We start from the raw sequence: 15,080 nt of genomic DNA, 5'->3' as shown, positions 1-15,080 counted from the left end.
CATCTCAATACTTACATATATCAATCGCTGACACGCCTTTTATACTCATGATTACGATTACGCTCCCAGACGGCAGTCGCCGTGAATTTGAAGGTCCCGTTAGCGTTATGCAGGTTGCTCATGCAATCGGTCCGGGCTTGGCCAAGGCCACCATTGCCGGGCAGATTGATGGGGGACACTTAGTGGATGCGAGTGATCTCATTGAGCATGATGCTATCCTGCGAATCATCACTCCTGAGGATCAAGAAGCCCTGGAGATTATCCGTCACTCTTGCGCTCACTTGGTTGGCCATGCGGTCAAACAGTTGTATCCCGAAGCCAAAATGGTTATTGGTCCAGTGATTGCTGATGGTTTTTACTACGATATTTACTCCAAGCGTCCGTTCACCCCTGAAGATTTGGCTGCGATTGAGCAGCGTATGGTCGAGTTGATTGCCCAGGACTACGATGTGGTCAAACACATCACTGCACGTCACGATGTCGTGCGCTTGTTCAAAGAGCGTGGAGAGGATTACAAACTGCGTCTCATCGAAGATATGGGGCCTGAAGTTACTGCGATGGGGATTTATCATCATCAAGAATATGTAGATATGTGCCGTGGCCCGCACGTGCCTAATACGCGTTTCTTGAAGGCTTTCAGATTGACACGCATTTCTGGTGCTTACTGGCGTGGTAACACAAAGAATGAGCAGTTGCAGCGCATCTATGGCACTGCTTGGGCCGACAAGAAGCAACTTGAAGCCTATATGCAACGGTTACAGGATGCTGAAAAGCGAGATCACCGCAAGATAGGTAAGGCGCAGGATTTATTCCACCTCCAGGAAGAAGGGCCAGGTTTGGTGTTCTGGCATCCGAAAGGCTGGGTGATCTGGCAGACAATCGAGAATTACATCCGTCGTGTCTATCGCAACAGCGGCTATGGTGAATTGCGTTGCCCGCAAATTTTGGATGTGTCGTTGTGGCAAAAGTCTGGTCACTGGGATAATTACAAAGAGAACATGTTTTTTACTGATTCGGAGAAGCGTACCTACGCCGTTAAACCTATGAATTGTCCTGGCCATGTTCAAGTGTTCAATCAGGGCTTACATAGCTACCGTGATTTGCCGATCCGCTATGGCGAATTCGGTGCTTGCCATCGTAATGAACCATCCGGTGCGTTACATGGTCTGTTGCGTGTGCGTGGCTTCACGCAGGATGACGGCCACATATTCTGTACCGAGGCACAGATTGAAGCCGAGGTCACGGCATTCCACCGTCAAGCGTTGCAGGTCTATGCAGACTTTGGTTTCGAGAATATTCAGATCAAAATTGCCTTGCGTCCAGACAAGCGCCTAGGGGATTCCCTAAGTTGGGACAAAGCGGAGGCTGCGTTGCGTGCTGCTCTGAGTGCCTGTGAGGTGGAGTGGCAAGAGCTGCCTGGCGAAGGGGCGTTCTACGGTCCGAAGATCGAATATCATCTGAAAGACGCGATTGGCCGCACTTGGCAGTTGGGCACGATTCAGGTTGATTTCATGATGCCAGCTCGTCTCGGCGCAGAGTATGTAGACGAGCGCAGCCAGCGCCGTCACCCGGTCATGTTGCACCGGGCAATCGTGGGTTCGATGGAACGTTTCATCGGTATTTTGATTGAACACTACGCTGGAATTTGGCCTACTTGGCTTGCGCCTGTCCAGGTAGTGATCGCTAATATTACTGATGCTCAGTATGAATACGCAGAGCAGGTCCATAAAGCCCTTTTAAATCAAGGTTTCCGGGTCAACATTGATTTGCGGAATGAGAAAATCGGTTATAAGATTCGCGAACATACACTGCAACGCGTCCCTTACCTTTTGGTGGTTGGTGATCGTGAAAAGGAGAATGGCACTGTTGCTGTACGCACGTGTTCCAGAGAGGATTTGGGTGCTATGTCGATTTCCACTTTCGTTGAGCGTTTGCAGACAGAGCAAGTTGTGTGAGCCAACCCTGGTTAGTCCAGAGATATGATCTGGACGGCGCCGATTTGATTTCCTTGGAGATTGCAATATCAGTACCTCTGACAACAAACAGAACCGTAAGAACCATGAAATCCGGGTACCACGTGTACGCGTGATTGGTAGTGACGGAGAAATGATTGGCGTGTTGTCGCGTGACGAAGCGCTTGCCATGGCCGAAAAAGAAGGATTGGATCTGGTCGAGATACAGCCTCAAGCTGATCCGCCGGTTTGTAAGGTTATGAACTTTGGCAAGTTCAAGTTCGAGCAACAAAAGAAGGCGAACGAAGCTAAAAAGAAGACTAAACAAGTCGAGATCAAGGAACTTAAGTTCCGCCCAGTCACGGACGAGGGTGACTACCAGATCAAGCTGCGTAACATGCGTCGTTTTCTGGAAGAGGGTGATAAAGTTAAGATTAACATTCGCTTCCGTGGCCGTGAGATGAGCCATCAAGAATTAGGTCGACAGATGGCAGCGCGTATTGAAATGGATCTTGGTGATGATGTCGTTATTGAATCCCGTCCCCGCTTAGAAGGGCGACAGATGGTGATGATGGTTGCGCCGAGGAAAAAAAGCTAAGACGTCTTTCATTTAATTTTTTATCTTTGTACCGAAGCATCTCATTTACAAAATGTTTTGTCTCCTGGCATACTAGCAGATCAGCTTCTTGGAGCTGGTTTCTATGTGGTGAAGTTGGGGACCCTCCTTGGCTTTTAAGTCAAGGATTTACTAGCAGTCTAGGGCTTAAATGGATTTTAGGAAAAGTGCAGTACACGTTACTGTCGCCCTGGGCAGTGATAAACATCCTTACAAGGACATTCGCAATGCCCAAGATAAAAACTAACAGGGCGGCGGCCAAGCGTTTCCGCAAGACTGCCTCTGGAAAATATAAGGCTGGACACGCTAATCGCAGCCATATCCTTACTAAGAAAGCGACTAAGCGGAAACGTAACCTCCGGCAGCAGAACCATGTTCGTGCTGAAGATGCGGGTCGCTTGGACCGCATGTTGCCCTACCTCTGAGGATTAAGTCATGGCACGAGTTAAGCGTGGCGTGCAGGCGCGCCGCCGTCATAAGAAAATCCTAAGTCTAGCGAAGGGTTATTACAATGCTCGCCGCAAGGTGTTTCGTGTTGCCAAGCAGGCTGTTATCAAAGCGCAGCAGTATGCTTATATTGGCCGTAAACAGAAAAAGCGTAATTTCCGATCTCTATGGATCGTCCGTATTAATGCGGCGGCTCGTATGAATGGGTTGAGTTACAGCCGTTTCATGAATGGCATCTTGAAGTGTGGTATTACCTTGGACCGTAAGATGCTTGCTGATATTGCTGTGCATGATCCTGCCGGTTTTACTGCCCTTGCTGAAAAGGCGAAAACCATGCTTGCGGCATAACTCATCAGTCATAATGCATGATGCGAAGGGCTTTACGGAATATGCATTTACAGAGTTTTTGTTTGTGTACTCCCATATAGTTGCTTATCGCTTTATAAAATAAATAACATCGCATCTGGTTTTACTCAGGTTATTTATTTGAAAGAGCAGTGCTTATTAAAGCCATGTGGGGAAGGGTACCAGTCCTTCCCACATTACGTTTTAGAGTTGAATGAGTATGAGCAACATCACACCCAGCGTTGCGCGTAATGCAAACCGTCTAGCATACGACGACAGGATGGGTAGCTAAAGCGTATGGTAATCAATGACATTGAATCCCTGACAGCCCAAGCATTGGCTGAGGTGGCGGCTGCGCAGAATTTAGATCATTTGGAATTTTTGCGTGTAGCTCTTCTTGGTAAAAATGGCAGCATCACCTTGCAGCTCAAGCAACTGGGTAAATTGCCAGTTGAGCAGCGTAAGGCGATTGGCGAAAAGCTCAACCGCGTCCGGGATCTTATCTCGGACGCATTAATGGATCGCAAAGCTGCGTTGGAAAGTGCGGCGTTGAGCAAGCGCCTCATTGATGAGCGCGTTGATGTTACCCTCCCAGGGCGCCGAGGTGAACGAGCAGGCTTGCATCCAGTCACCCGTACTTTGGAGCGTATTACCGAGATTTTTGCCCGGCTGGGTTACGAGCTGGTTGAAGGTCCGGAAATTGAGGACGACTGGCATAATTTTGAGGCGCTGAACTTCCCATTGCACCATCCAGCGCGTGCTATGCATGACACCTTTTATTTTGGTGACGGCCGTTTGCTACGGACTCATACTTCTGGTGTACAGGTGCGTTACATGAGTGACCACCGGCCGCCGCTGCGTATGATCGCTGCTGGCAAGGTTTATCGCAGCGATAGTGATCAGACGCACTCGCCAATGTTCCATCAGATAGAAGGATTATTGCTTGACAAGCATGCCACTTTTGTTGACTTGAAAGGGACCTTGTCCGAGTTCTTGAGAGCGTTTTTTGAGCGTGATTTTGAGGTGCGTTTTCGCCCAAGTTATTTCCCGTTTGTCGAACCGGGTGCGGAAGTTGATATTGCTTGGCAACAGTCCGACAGCAGCGTTCGATGGCTGGAGGTGCTGGGTTGCGGCATGGTACATCCGAACGTGCTGAAGAATGTTGGCATTGATTCGGAATGTTATACAGGCTTTGCATTTGGACTAGGTGTGGAACGTTTTGCGATGCTGCGTTACGGCGTCGACGACTTACGTGCTTTTTTCGAGAATGATGTGAGATTTTTACGCCAGTTTTCTTGAAACTGCTGTCTTACCCTGATCTTGCTACATTCTGATGGTGCTGAGCCTGTTTTGCTCTTTTCCCGTTTCCAGATCCGACTCTCATGAAATTCAGCGAAAATTGGTTGCGCAATCATGCTCCTATCCAAGCCAATCGTGACGTGCTTGTAGCGACCCTGACCGCGATAGGCCTTGAAGTTGAAAACGTGGCAGTGTTAGGTGAAGCTTTGGACTTGATCTTAGTGGCGCGCATCGTCAATGTCGTGCCTCATCCCGAATCTGATCTCTTACAAATCTGTCAAGTCGATGTTGCTCAAGACACCCTTTTACAGATTGTCTGCGGCGCTTCAAACGTGCGTCCTGGCTTGGTGGTGCCATTGGCGTTGCTTGGTGCCAAGATCGGTGCACTGACGATCAAGTCCACCACACTGCGTGGGATCGAATCCAATGGCATGTTGTGCTCAGCCAAAGAACTTGGCTTGGATACAGAGGCGTCCGGTCTGATGGAACTCCCGGAAGATGCACCGATTGGTACACCATTAGCCGATTATCTTGCTTTGCCCGATGCTAGTATTGAAATCAAATTGACCCCGAACCGTGCTGATTGCTTCAGCGTGCGCGGCATTGCTTTCGACGTGGCTGCGGCCTGTGCCAGTGAGGTGACCCCGTTTCATATTGACGAGATCCCCGCTGTTTCTGCGCGTACGCTGCCTGTTGAATTACATGCTGGTGCCAATGCCCCACGCTATTGTGGCTGTGTGATTGAGGGTATCGACCCTGCTGCCCCTACTCCGGTGTGGATGGCCGAGCGCCTGCGTCGCAGCGGTATTCGTCCGGTGTCATTGCTGGTTGATATCACCCAGTACGTCATGTTGGAACTGGGGCAGCCGATGCATGCTTTCGACGTGGATACCCTACGTGGCCCCATTGGTGTACGTCTCTCCCGCAATGATGAAGCCTTGAAGCTTCTTGATGGACGTACAGTTGTGCTTGATAACGATTTCCTAGTTGTGACTGATGCCGATCAACCTATTGCACTGGCTGGTTTGATCGGCGGTTGGGAAACACGCATAACAGATACCACTATCAACGTCTTTCTTGAGGCTGCTCACTTTGCACCGGCTGCGATCATGGGACGTGGCCGTAAACTTGGCCTGCATACCGATGCCAGCCACCGCTTCGAGCGCGGCGTAGATCCAGCCTTACCCCCGCAAGCGATCGCTTTTGCGACCCGCCTCATACTGGAACTTGCTGGTGGCAAGCCAGGGTCATTGATTCACGTTCAATTGCCCGAGTATTTACCGGCACCGGCTTCGATCTTGCTGCGTCGCACACGTATCGCGCGCCTCCTTGGCATTGTCATTGATGATGCCGAGGTAGAGCGTATTTTGCAGGCCCTGGGGATGCAGGTAACGACTCAAGCTGAAGGTTGGCGCGTTGTTGCACCAAGCCGCCGTTTTGATATTGCGATTGAAGAAGATCTGATCGAAGAGCTGGTACGTATCCGTGGTTACGAACATCTACCAACCGCCTTGCCGGTTGGAGCGAGTCATATCGCAATGCCCAGTGAAACCCGACTCGATATGACCAGCGTGCGTCGACAATTGATTGCACGTGAATTACAAGAAACCATCAACTACGCCTTCATTGATGCTGAGCTACTGCGCCGTTGGCAATTGAATACTGGTCAAGTCATGTTGATGAATCCCCTGAGTGCGGAGTTGGCAGTGATGCGACCACGCTTGTTACCAGGTTTGGTGGCAGCCTTGGGGCGCAACATCGCCCGTCAGCTGGAACGCGTGCGCTTGTTTGAACTGGGCAATGTATTTACTGCATCTGATGAGGCAGGAGCAGCACCCCTTGAAACCCGACACGTTGCTGCTGCCGTATGTGGCGATGCGTTCGCCTTGCAGTGGGGTGAACAGGTGCGTAAGGTCGATTTCTACGATCTGAAAGGGGACTTGGAATCCCTAGCTGCGGCCAGCGGTGCAGTCTTGACCTTCCATTCCTCAGCACAGCCATGGGGCCATCCCGGCCGCTCAGCCGACGTTTGGTGTGATGACATGTGTATTGGCTGGATTGGACAATTGCATCCGGCACTTACCCAAACACTGGAAATCAACGTGGATGTGATCGCCTTCGAACTGGCTTTGGAACCGCTAGTACGCCGCGCACTTCCGCGTGCTCATGCACTCTCACGTTTCCCATTCGTGCGCCGCGACTTGGCCTGTGTCGTGCCCGAACACGTTACTTGGAGCGAACTGGCAATCACCGTGCGCGATGTCATTGGACCGTTACTTCGCGACGTGAAACTGTTTGATCGCTACGTCGGTAAGGGTATCGAACCAGGCTTTAAAAGCCTGGCTATTGGCTTGATTTTGCAGGATGACACGCGCACTCTGATCGACCGTGACGTTGACGACATCATGACGAAGGTTGTCATGGCGATCCAGCAACGACACGACGTGCGGATCCGGTCTTGATGTAAATAAAGGGGGTACACCAGCATGGCATTGACAAAAGCAGAGATGGTAGAACGTTTATTCGATGAAGTCGGCTTGAATAAACGCGAAGCAAAAGAATTTGTTGATGCCTTCTTCGACTTGTTGCGCGATGCACTGGAACAAGGAAAGGAAATCAAGCTTTCCGGCTTCGGTAACTTTGAATTGCGCTGTAAAAATCAGAGACCTGGCCGCAATCCAAAAACCGGAGAAGAAATCCCGATTTCTGCCAGAACAGTGGTTACTTTCCGATCGGGTCAGAAGCTGAAGGAGAGGGTGGATGCCTATGTTGGATCCAGGCAGTAACCGAGAACTACCAACGATTCCAGCCAAGCGTTACTTCTCCATTGGTGAAGTTGCTGATTTGTGCGACGTCAAACAGCACGTATTGCGCTACTGGGAAACCGAATTCCCCAGTCTGGAACCAGCCAAACGCCGTGGCAACCGTCGTTACTACCAGCGCCACGATGTCCTGTTAGTGCGTCAAATTCGCAGCCTGTTGTATGAACAGGGATACACCATCGGTGGTGCACGCTTGCGCCTGGAGGGTGAGAGCGCCCGTAACGAATTGACCCTCAGCCATCAGATTATCAAGCAAGTGCGCCTGGAACTGGAGGAAGTGTTGCAGTTATTGCGGAGCTGAGTGCTTTGAACTGCTCCTCTTATCAATCTCCCCGCGTTTCTGGAATGCTACGTAGATGCTAGGCAGTATTGAGGTAATACCGCTATACGGTACAATCATGGACTGCCGCAATGTCGGCTTACTGTTGATCGGGGTATAGCGCAGCCTGGTAGCGCACCAGTCTGGGGGACTGGTGGTCGTCGGTTCAAATCCGGCTACCCCGACCATTTTTCTATTAATACCTTCCAAGTGATGGCTTCGCAGAAAAATGCCCTATCGTCTTGTCGACAGCTAGACAGCTAGACAGCTAGACAGCTAGACAGCTAGACAGCTAGACAGCTAGACAGCTAGACAGCTACCGATCGCTTAAAACCTGTTTACCCCCTTGCGGCATCGCCTACAGAAACTCCTCATCGTCGTCCTGGGGTGGCTAGCAGCCCTTGGCCAATGTCAAAGTCTGACTGACTTAGCCACAGCAGTTTGGCTTCCTCCACATGGAAACCAACCTACTGGCACTGCTAATGCAATGCTACGGACTTGCGCAAGCATGACCCACCTCCTATGACATATGACACACGTGCAGCCGTATCGGATGGAGCGTGCGACATGCACGGCAGCATCTTAGCCAAGCGTGATCGACAAGTTCAGTCAAAAAAAGATTCCGCGATTCCTGCTGTAGAAAACGACTGACGCGCCTGCAACTGCTCCACCTCCTGAAAATCACCTATTCGCCCTGCAAGGCGATCAATCTCATGAGGCTGACGAACCGTGAACTCGAACCCCGCCAAACATCACAACCACAGCCCTGTTGTGCACTGTGCATCCATCCCCCGATGCCCCCCGTTTCGTAAACGTGATGATGCAAACCTTGCTGCACGTATCGCTGACTGACCACCATGAAGCGAACCATCTTGCCGACGATCACCCGTCGTGCAATCTACTGCGTGGCTCTTGCAAAGCACTGTGCTCACAGACAAACCCAATAGATGCAGACCCTCGTTAGATCACTCCTACAGCCAATCGGACGATGTGGACTTGCCCCTCACCTGATCGGCTACATACCCAGGAACATGGGTCAGTACCCCACCCTGGCATTGGAACGTCTGCACCAAGCCATCCACAACCACATCTGACAGACACACAAGCCACAGGAGAATGGACATCGCGCCATGCCCACCATTTCTGAAAACGCAACATCAGACCTTTGAATTCTGCAATACGCAGGCCACTGTTGCTATCGAACCCGAAGCACAATGCATGACCATGGAGAATATTGCTCACCACTACTGCACCTGCAAAACCTGCATGACGCGTTGATCGCGTACCAAGTGTGGACACGATCATAAGCGCCGGTATGGCCGACTGACGCGGGCTCCTGTGTGGATCAGCCCGATACAGTTGTATTGATACCCTTGACCTCGCAAAATCCTCCCACCTTGATACTGATCCTTCCTTCTTGCTGCAATCCCTCTGCTGAATGCCCTGATTCATCTCAACCACCTTGCCTGGATGCTTCCGACACCTCGCTCCAACCCATGACTCTCGTGATAACAGCGCCAACCCAGACCTTGGGATGTGCTTATTCCCATTCAACATCGAAGTAACCCCTACGAACGGCCGTCGCTGGCCACCTGAATTGACCCACCGCTTAAGCGCGAGATTGAGATTGAAGTCGTCCCTACCCCGTCACACCGCCCCATGCGTGTGCTGCTGCATCAGCACCAACATGATGCAGGTGCGACGATGAGCGGTTTAATCGCTTACTGCCGTCAAGGGTTTGAGCCGGAATTGGCGGCTGAATTGAGGGACCGCGCCGTATTACTCGGAATCGCCAGTGATATACACGCACAGCGTAATCATGGCTTCGTACTCTTGCGGTGCGATCCCCTTCATGTCGATACACTGCTACAGCAATTGCACTGGCGCCGCTTGATCTTCGCGCGACAAACCCTGCGTTTACATGCCGAACTGAAAACACTCAACTCACGAGACCGCATTGCTCCCATCCTGGCAGCACTCCCCAAGACACCATGCTTTGGTGATTTGTGGATTGAGTACCCAGACTCAGACATGGGCAAGCCATTAGCTGGACTAGCCCGCAGTTTCGGCAACGCATTGCGTCCCGTACTGCGCAGTGCTGGTCGACTTTCCGCGCAGCTCCATCCACAGTGGCCACGCCTGCACGTCTGCTTCCTGAGTGGTGACCACGTATTGCTAGGCAGCACACGTTCCGTTGACAGTGCGCCGTGGCAACTCGGCATCCCGCGTTTGAAACTGTTGCCAGAGGCTCCATCACGCTCTGCACTTAAGTTGGAAGAGGCATTGATCACCCTGCTCACTCCGAACGAGCGTGAAGCCAAATTACGCCCTGGCATGTGTGCGACCGACCTAGGCGCAGCGCCCGGTGGTTGGACTTGGGTATTGATTTGCCAGCATCTGCGCGTGACCAGCATTGACAATGCGGCATTGCGGCCACCACTGCTCAATCATCCATTGGTCCAGCACGTGCGGGCCGATGGCTTTCGTTGGATACCGCCACGGCCAATGGATTGGATGGTCTGCGACATGGTTGAACAGCCACGTCGGGTTGCAGAACGTATGGCTGTCTGGCTGCGTGAAGGGTGGTGTCGGCACATGATCTTTAATCTCAAGCTACCGATGAAAAAACGTTGGGATGAAACCCGATTGTGTTTGGAACGCTTCGAAACCCAGGCGGCAGTGCCACTGACCCTACGCGCCAAGCAGTTGTATCATGACCGCGAAGAGATCACCGTTTATGCCAGCAACGACGCTCGGTAAATTTCTTCAATCACCCATTGATCACTTCATTCAGCATCACGCGACAGGCACATTGTATGGTTTTGGAACATCCTGTTTTTATGATTGCTGAATTTAAATAACACCGTATGGACGCTAAACAGACCGAGGGTGTTTAAAGCACCTTGGGTGAGAAATAGTAGCTTTTCTAAACTTAGGATGGTGTTGCCCTAGTACGGATTAACGTTCAGTTCAGCATGCGATAAATAGGCGCCGCAGAAAAAATGGCTCCGATCTCAGAATAATTAATACCATCCTTGAATAGATAATTTGGTATATCAATGGTCTGGCGGTATAAATTTTTTCGGCTCACTGAGAGTGAGTTTAAACGTTTGTGACAATGTGTTTTTTCAATGTGCTATCGGGACATAAAAAGGAACGCTTTTTAAATGGTCCTTCGGTCCGTGTTATGGATGTTCAAATATTCATCATACGCGACTGCTCCAATATCGTTTTCCCAGCCACGCAATGATGCTTTCATCTGTTTCCGCTCATTCTCATCAAAATATGGAATGCCCGATGATGGCCGATGAATCCATCAATCAAGATACAAGCCTGTTTTCTTATATGCAGCAATAGCACGTCTTGGTGATCTAAGACGTCAATAGTATCGCCAAAGGCAATCGTTATTGGTTGTGCATTTCAAAAGAAAAGCAGCGCTGCAACGCTTGCACAAGACTTATCTACACGGAGTGGCTCAATGTATCTATGTGCTGACACGCGACAACGCTTGGCTGCCCAGTAACAAGAAAACCTTTGAGATTCATTCAGCCTGGGAAGGCTGGAAATTTCTCATCCGGGTGTTTCGCTTTCCACGCCGTATAAGCGGCAGTGCCTATCCACGCCTCGAAAGGCTTGGGTATTTTCCCGCGTCCGCTCCAGGTCGCGCCGGAATGTGGCAGCCAATACTTTATGGGAGCCTCGCGCTTGGCTTTGGCCGGTGCCTTACGGGGAGGTGTTACCTCCTTGACCAGTGCCGTGATTTCAGACTTCTGTTTGACGTTGAAGTGTGTCCCAAAGGTGTTAATCGCATTGATGATGTCCAGAAATGCATCATTTGCCTGTGCTTGGCGCAATTGCGCTTCCTGTTCTTCCAGTTTGTGTAGCTCTTCCGTCAGTTTAATCTTGGTTTGAGCAATCAAATCCAAAGAGGAGCTGGTTGTATCGTTCATAGTTTCCGGTGTGGTGTCTTAAAGTAAGCCAGAGGGAATGATCAGTTAAAACCTAGGTATTTTTTCATCGTAGATAACAGTTGCCGAGTAGGTCACTATTTATTATCTGCCGATACATATCAATGCCTACATGGTACTGAGCAAACCCTGATTATTGGAGTGATTCATGAATACTGAGGGAAAGGATATTTCTATTGTCTTAACCGCAATCCCAGCCCCTTCCAAGCCAAATGCCAGGATGCGAAGTGTAATACAGCTTCATTCCTCGGAATGAAACGTTAGGTATCTGACATAGATAATAATGGTTGTAACTGCGTTTCGAGCAGAGAGCGGCGCCATTGGCCGAGTGAGTTTGGCCATCGGCGTTGTTCGATGAGAGCTTCTAAATGACGACGCGACGCTAGGATACCCTCAGGTAAACCTAGATCATAGCTACATTCGGCGACGATTTTCTGTAGTTGCTTGAGCAACGCTTTGTCTGCATCGCTGGGTGCAGTTACCAATGGCGCTTGCGCTTCATCGGCAAGAGGAGTCTGTAGCGCTTCCAGTATTTGAGTGGCGAGCGGGTCCCAGGATTTATTGAACTTTTTAAGCTGGTATCGCAGTTCGGTCATATTGGGAGGAGGGAACCGTGCCAGAATGCTCGCCAGTTCGTTGTTCAGTATCCAGTTGCGTGGTTTGTTGCTGGAGCGTGCTGATGTTTCCCGCCAGCGCAATAAGCGCAGCAGGCGGTACTGTGCTGGAGCGTCAAGAAGTTGTGCTGAACGTATTGCCAGATGCGGCCAGCGTTCGTTCTCGTTTTGTTCGATATTGTCGGTCAATCGTGTGCAGTCCTCTTCCAACCAAGCACTGCGGCTCATTTCTGCTAACCGTTCTGTGAGCGTGTCATGCAATGCAAATAAATACCGGACATCGTTAGCCGCGTAGTCTAGTTGCGCTGGCGTGAGTGGTCGGTGCATCCAGTCTGAGCGTGTTTCGCCTTTTCCCAATTCCACATTGGTAACCTTGGCCACCAACTTCTGGTAACCCATCCCACCACCCAAGCCCGTCAATGCAGCCCCAATTTGGGTATCAAACAGCGGCCGTGGTAGCACACCACAGGCATATTTGAATGCAATTAAGTCCTCACTGGCGCTGTGCATAATTTTGATGACATTCGGAGCGGCCAACCAGAGTCCCAGCGCGTCGGTCATCCCGGGGACCAGTGGGTCCACCAGTAATATTTCATCTCCAATTGCGATCTGTACCAGCGCTAATTCTGGCCAAAAAGTGCCTTCTCGGATGAACTCGGTATCCATACCGATTCGGGTTGGTTTTCGATCCCACCAGGTAGCGAGAGTGTCGGGGTGCTGGATCCAATGCGGCACGTGATTTCCGTGATTGAGCTAGGATTGTTTGAGTCGAGAAGAATAGCCTAAGGTTTGCCGTGGTGCTTTCTTGGGAGGAAGCGTATTTGCGCATCGCTGGTCAGTGGATTGTAGGATTGTGGGTGATATTGTCGGCAGGATGCGCCCCGACGCCCCAGCCGGTTGCACCCAAGGTCGTTGCTGCACCGCCAGCAACACCGCATGTTGCGATTAGCACCAAAAAATCCGCCCCGACACGCGCGCTTTGGCAATCCCCACCGGTTGTATTAGGTGACATGACTTCCGTGCAGGTCAGGCGGCGTGCTGCGCAGGCATTGGCTGAAGATCGACTGTACCGCAGCCCTGACGATGCGATTCCGCTGTATTTGGCATTGCGTGCCCGCAGTGACGGCCGTGACCGTGTGGCTGAAGAAGGGCTGCGCCGTGCCTTGCTGCGTTTGCTGGTCCTGGCGGATGGCTTATTGCTGCAACCGCAGGCACAGGAAGAAGCATTGGAACAAGCGGGCGATGTCACCATGGTGGCCTTGTCGCTGGCACCGCAGGATCCGCGAGTGCATCGTTTGCAAAGTCGCGTTGAGACTGCACAACGTGTACTGGCCTTCAATCTTGCTGGTGAGGACGATTTGCGTGCTGGAACGTTAGGCGAGAGTAGTCGCAGTGCATTGGATCACTTCCGCGATGCATTGGGCTTGGATCCGGACAATGCGCGTGCCCGTCAAGGCTTGGCGGCAGTGGAGAGCGCGATGATCCGCTACGCAGAACAAGCGGCTGAGACCACTCATTTCGACAGTGCCACATACTGGCTTGATGTTGCATCCACGGTGCGCGAACAAGCACCTACGGTGATCGACGCGCGTAGGCGCATCGCTATCTTGCGTATAGAAAAAATTGCCGCATTGCGGGATGCCGTATTGCGTGCAATTTCTGACCCAAAGAAATTAAAGAGCGCGCATGCCCTCTTTACGGAGATTGTCCGTATTGCTGCTCCTGGTGATGCGGTGATTAGCGAGTTGCGGGAGCGCATCAATCGCGCAACCCATTATGGGAGCTTCCGCCGAGGACAAGTGTTTACCGATGCGATGCAAGACGGTACTCGAGGTCCCCAGATGCTGGTGGTCCCCCACGGCAGCTTTCAGATGGGCGCAACCGATACCGAAGTAGGTGCCTCAGCGGCGGAACGACCGCAACACCATGTCCGTTTTGAACGCGGTTTTGCGATGTCGATTACTGAAGTCACCGTCGCTCAGTTCCGGCGCTTTGTTGAGCAGACAGGTTACCGACCGCGAGCAACCCGGCGAGGGCATTCACTGGTGTATGACGAACGCAGTGGGAACTTTGTGCGGCGCAGCGGCGTAGATTGGCAGTCTGGTTACGATGGCCGCGCGGCTGCTCCCAACGATCCAGTGATGCATGTCAGCGTGCGCGATGCAGAGGCGTATGCGGCATGGATGTCGCGTCAAACCGGGCGTTATTACCGCCTCCCAAGTGAAGCTGAGTTTGAGTACGCCCTGCGTGCCGGCCGACAAGGCTACTACCCTTGGGGCAACGCCGCCGTCCCAGTGACCGGAAACTATACTGGCGGCAACGATGTCTCTCCGAGTGGACGGCGTTGGGCCAATGCCTTTATCGGTTATGGGGATCGCTACTGGGCTGTGGCCCCTGTAGCTAGTTTCCGCGCCAATGCCTGGGGCCTTCACGACATGGGCGGCAACTTGAGTGAATGGGTAGCCGATTGCTGGCACTCCAGTTATCGGCGTGCCCCAGCCGATGGTGTCGCCTGGTACAACCCAGGCTGCCGTCAGCGTTTGGTACGTGGCGGCAGCTGGGCCAACTCACCACAGCAGACCCGTGCAGCGTGGCGTGGATCACAGGATTCAGAGATGACCAGCGCCAGGATTGGTTTCCGTCTCGTTCGTGGCATATAACGTGCAGCTCTTTAGGGTAGAGGATCGTCACGGCGGGT

The 15,080-nt window shown here is 51.7% G+C and carries 13 protein-coding genes and 1 tRNA gene; 11 read left to right on the top strand and 3 right to left on the bottom strand.

The annotated features are described in order from the left end of the window. The first annotated feature begins 47 nt into the window (after positions 1-47). The 9 genes from thrS (at position 48) to F7G16_RS10500 (ending at position 7,988) form a co-directional block, all read left to right on the top strand. Complete coding sequence (gene thrS, locus F7G16_RS10540) at positions 48-1,955, top strand: threonine--tRNA ligase (RefSeq protein ID WP_004090399.1); 1,908 nt, start codon at positions 48-50, stop codon at positions 1,953-1,955. Positions 1,956-2,022: 67 nt separating this feature from the next. After that, positions 2,023-2,550, top strand: a complete 528-nt coding sequence (gene infC, locus F7G16_RS10535) for a translation initiation factor IF-3 (protein WP_072866324.1) — start codon at positions 2,023-2,025, stop codon at positions 2,548-2,550. Positions 2,551-2,795: 245 nt separating this feature from the next. Then, positions 2,796-2,993 (top strand): 50S ribosomal protein L35, encoded by a 198-nt coding sequence (gene rpmI, locus F7G16_RS10530; RefSeq protein ID WP_004090402.1) that lies wholly within the window; start codon positions 2,796-2,798, stop codon positions 2,991-2,993. A gap of 10 nt (positions 2,994-3,003) precedes the next feature. Next, the gene (rplT, locus tag F7G16_RS10525; protein ID WP_004090404.1) at positions 3,004-3,363 is read left to right on the top strand and encodes a 50S ribosomal protein L20; all 360 of its coding nucleotides are present in this window, start codon (positions 3,004-3,006) and stop codon (positions 3,361-3,363) included. 294 nt (positions 3,364-3,657) lie between these two features. Next, positions 3,658-4,659 carry a phenylalanine--tRNA ligase subunit alpha gene (gene pheS, locus F7G16_RS10520; protein WP_004090406.1) on the top strand — a complete coding sequence of 334 codons (1,002 nt, stop codon included), beginning with the start codon at positions 3,658-3,660 and terminating at the stop codon, positions 4,657-4,659. Positions 4,660-4,742: 83 nt separating this feature from the next. Beyond that, positions 4,743-7,121, top strand: a complete 2,379-nt coding sequence (gene pheT / locus F7G16_RS10515) for a phenylalanine--tRNA ligase subunit beta (RefSeq protein ID WP_004090408.1) — start codon at positions 4,743-4,745, stop codon at positions 7,119-7,121. A 24-nt stretch (positions 7,122-7,145) separates the two neighbouring features. Next, positions 7,146-7,445 carry an integration host factor subunit alpha gene (locus F7G16_RS10510; protein WP_004084568.1) on the top strand — a complete coding sequence of 100 codons (300 nt, stop codon included), beginning with the start codon at positions 7,146-7,148 and terminating at the stop codon, positions 7,443-7,445. Further along, the gene (locus tag F7G16_RS10505) at positions 7,426-7,782 is read left to right on the top strand and encodes a MerR family transcriptional regulator (RefSeq protein WP_014607493.1); all 357 of its coding nucleotides are present in this window, start codon (positions 7,426-7,428) and stop codon (positions 7,780-7,782) included. Before F7G16_RS10510 ends, F7G16_RS10505 begins: the two co-directional genes overlap by 20 nt. A gap of 129 nt (positions 7,783-7,911) precedes the next feature. Further along, positions 7,912-7,988 (top strand) — tRNA-Pro (locus F7G16_RS10500). Between the two features lie 783 nt (positions 7,989-8,771). Here the strand turns inward: F7G16_RS10500 and F7G16_RS12030 are convergent. After that, complete coding sequence (locus tag F7G16_RS12030) at positions 8,772-8,924, bottom strand: hypothetical protein (protein WP_171817053.1); 153 nt, start codon at positions 8,922-8,924, stop codon at positions 8,772-8,774. 580 nt (positions 8,925-9,504) lie between these two features. Between F7G16_RS12030 and rlmM the strand changes: the two genes are divergently transcribed. Further along, positions 9,505-10,560 carry a 23S rRNA (cytidine(2498)-2'-O)-methyltransferase RlmM gene (gene rlmM, locus F7G16_RS10490; RefSeq protein WP_011098306.1) on the top strand — a complete coding sequence of 352 codons (1,056 nt, stop codon included), beginning with the start codon at positions 9,505-9,507 and terminating at the stop codon, positions 10,558-10,560. 785 nt (positions 10,561-11,345) lie between these two features. On the opposite strand, the gene F7G16_RS10485 is transcribed toward rlmM, so the two are convergent. Together F7G16_RS10485 and rnd are read right to left on the bottom strand one after the other, a co-directional pair. Continuing rightward, entirely contained in the window at positions 11,346-11,750 is a 405-nt protein-coding gene (locus F7G16_RS10485; RefSeq protein ID WP_004090416.1) for an H-NS histone family protein, read from the bottom strand. A 278-nt stretch (positions 11,751-12,028) separates the two neighbouring features. Continuing rightward, positions 12,029-13,117 (bottom strand): ribonuclease D, encoded by a 1,089-nt coding sequence (gene rnd / locus F7G16_RS10480; RefSeq protein ID WP_011098305.1) that lies wholly within the window; start codon positions 13,115-13,117, stop codon positions 12,029-12,031. Between the two features lie 122 nt (positions 13,118-13,239). On the opposite strand from rnd, the gene F7G16_RS10475 reads away from it, so the two are divergent. Further along, positions 13,240-15,042 carry a formylglycine-generating enzyme family protein gene (locus F7G16_RS10475; RefSeq protein WP_042466574.1) on the top strand — a complete coding sequence of 601 codons (1,803 nt, stop codon included), beginning with the start codon at positions 13,240-13,242 and terminating at the stop codon, positions 15,040-15,042. Positions 15,043-15,080: the final 38 nt, after the last annotated feature.

This window comes from Xylella fastidiosa (assembly GCF_011801475.1).
GTDB lineage: Bacteria > Pseudomonadota > Gammaproteobacteria > Xanthomonadales > Xanthomonadaceae > Xylella > Xylella fastidiosa.
The sequence above is the reverse complement of the archived record's forward strand: the minus strand, read 5'-3'. Positions and strand labels throughout refer to the sequence as shown.

Excerpts from the sequence above, each read along its gene's own strand:
- rpmI (WP_004090402.1), top strand. The coding sequence starts at position 2,796 with ATGCCCAAGATAAAAACTAACAGGGCGGCGGCCAAGCGTTTCCGCAAG.
- rplT (WP_004090404.1), top strand. The coding sequence starts at position 3,004 with ATGGCACGAGTTAAGCGTGGCGTGCAGGCGCGCCGCCGTCATAAGAAA.
- pheS (WP_004090406.1), top strand. The coding sequence starts at position 3,658 with ATGGTAATCAATGACATTGAATCCCTGACAGCCCAAGCATTGGCTGAG.
- rlmM (WP_011098306.1), top strand. The coding sequence starts at position 9,505 with ATGAGCGGTTTAATCGCTTACTGCCGTCAAGGGTTTGAGCCGGAATTG.
- F7G16_RS10510 (WP_004084568.1), top strand. The coding sequence starts at position 7,146 with ATGGCATTGACAAAAGCAGAGATGGTAGAACGTTTATTCGATGAAGTC.
- pheT (WP_004090408.1), top strand. The coding sequence starts at position 4,743 with ATGAAATTCAGCGAAAATTGGTTGCGCAATCATGCTCCTATCCAAGCC.
- thrS (WP_004090399.1), top strand. The coding sequence starts at position 48 with ATGATTACGATTACGCTCCCAGACGGCAGTCGCCGTGAATTTGAAGGT.
- F7G16_RS10505 (WP_014607493.1), top strand. The coding sequence starts at position 7,426 with ATGTTGGATCCAGGCAGTAACCGAGAACTACCAACGATTCCAGCCAAG.
- F7G16_RS12030 (WP_171817053.1), bottom strand. The coding sequence starts at position 8,924 with ATGTCCATTCTCCTGTGGCTTGTGTGTCTGTCAGATGTGGTTGTGGAT.
- F7G16_RS10485 (WP_004090416.1), bottom strand. The coding sequence starts at position 11,750 with ATGAACGATACAACCAGCTCCTCTTTGGATTTGATTGCTCAAACCAAG.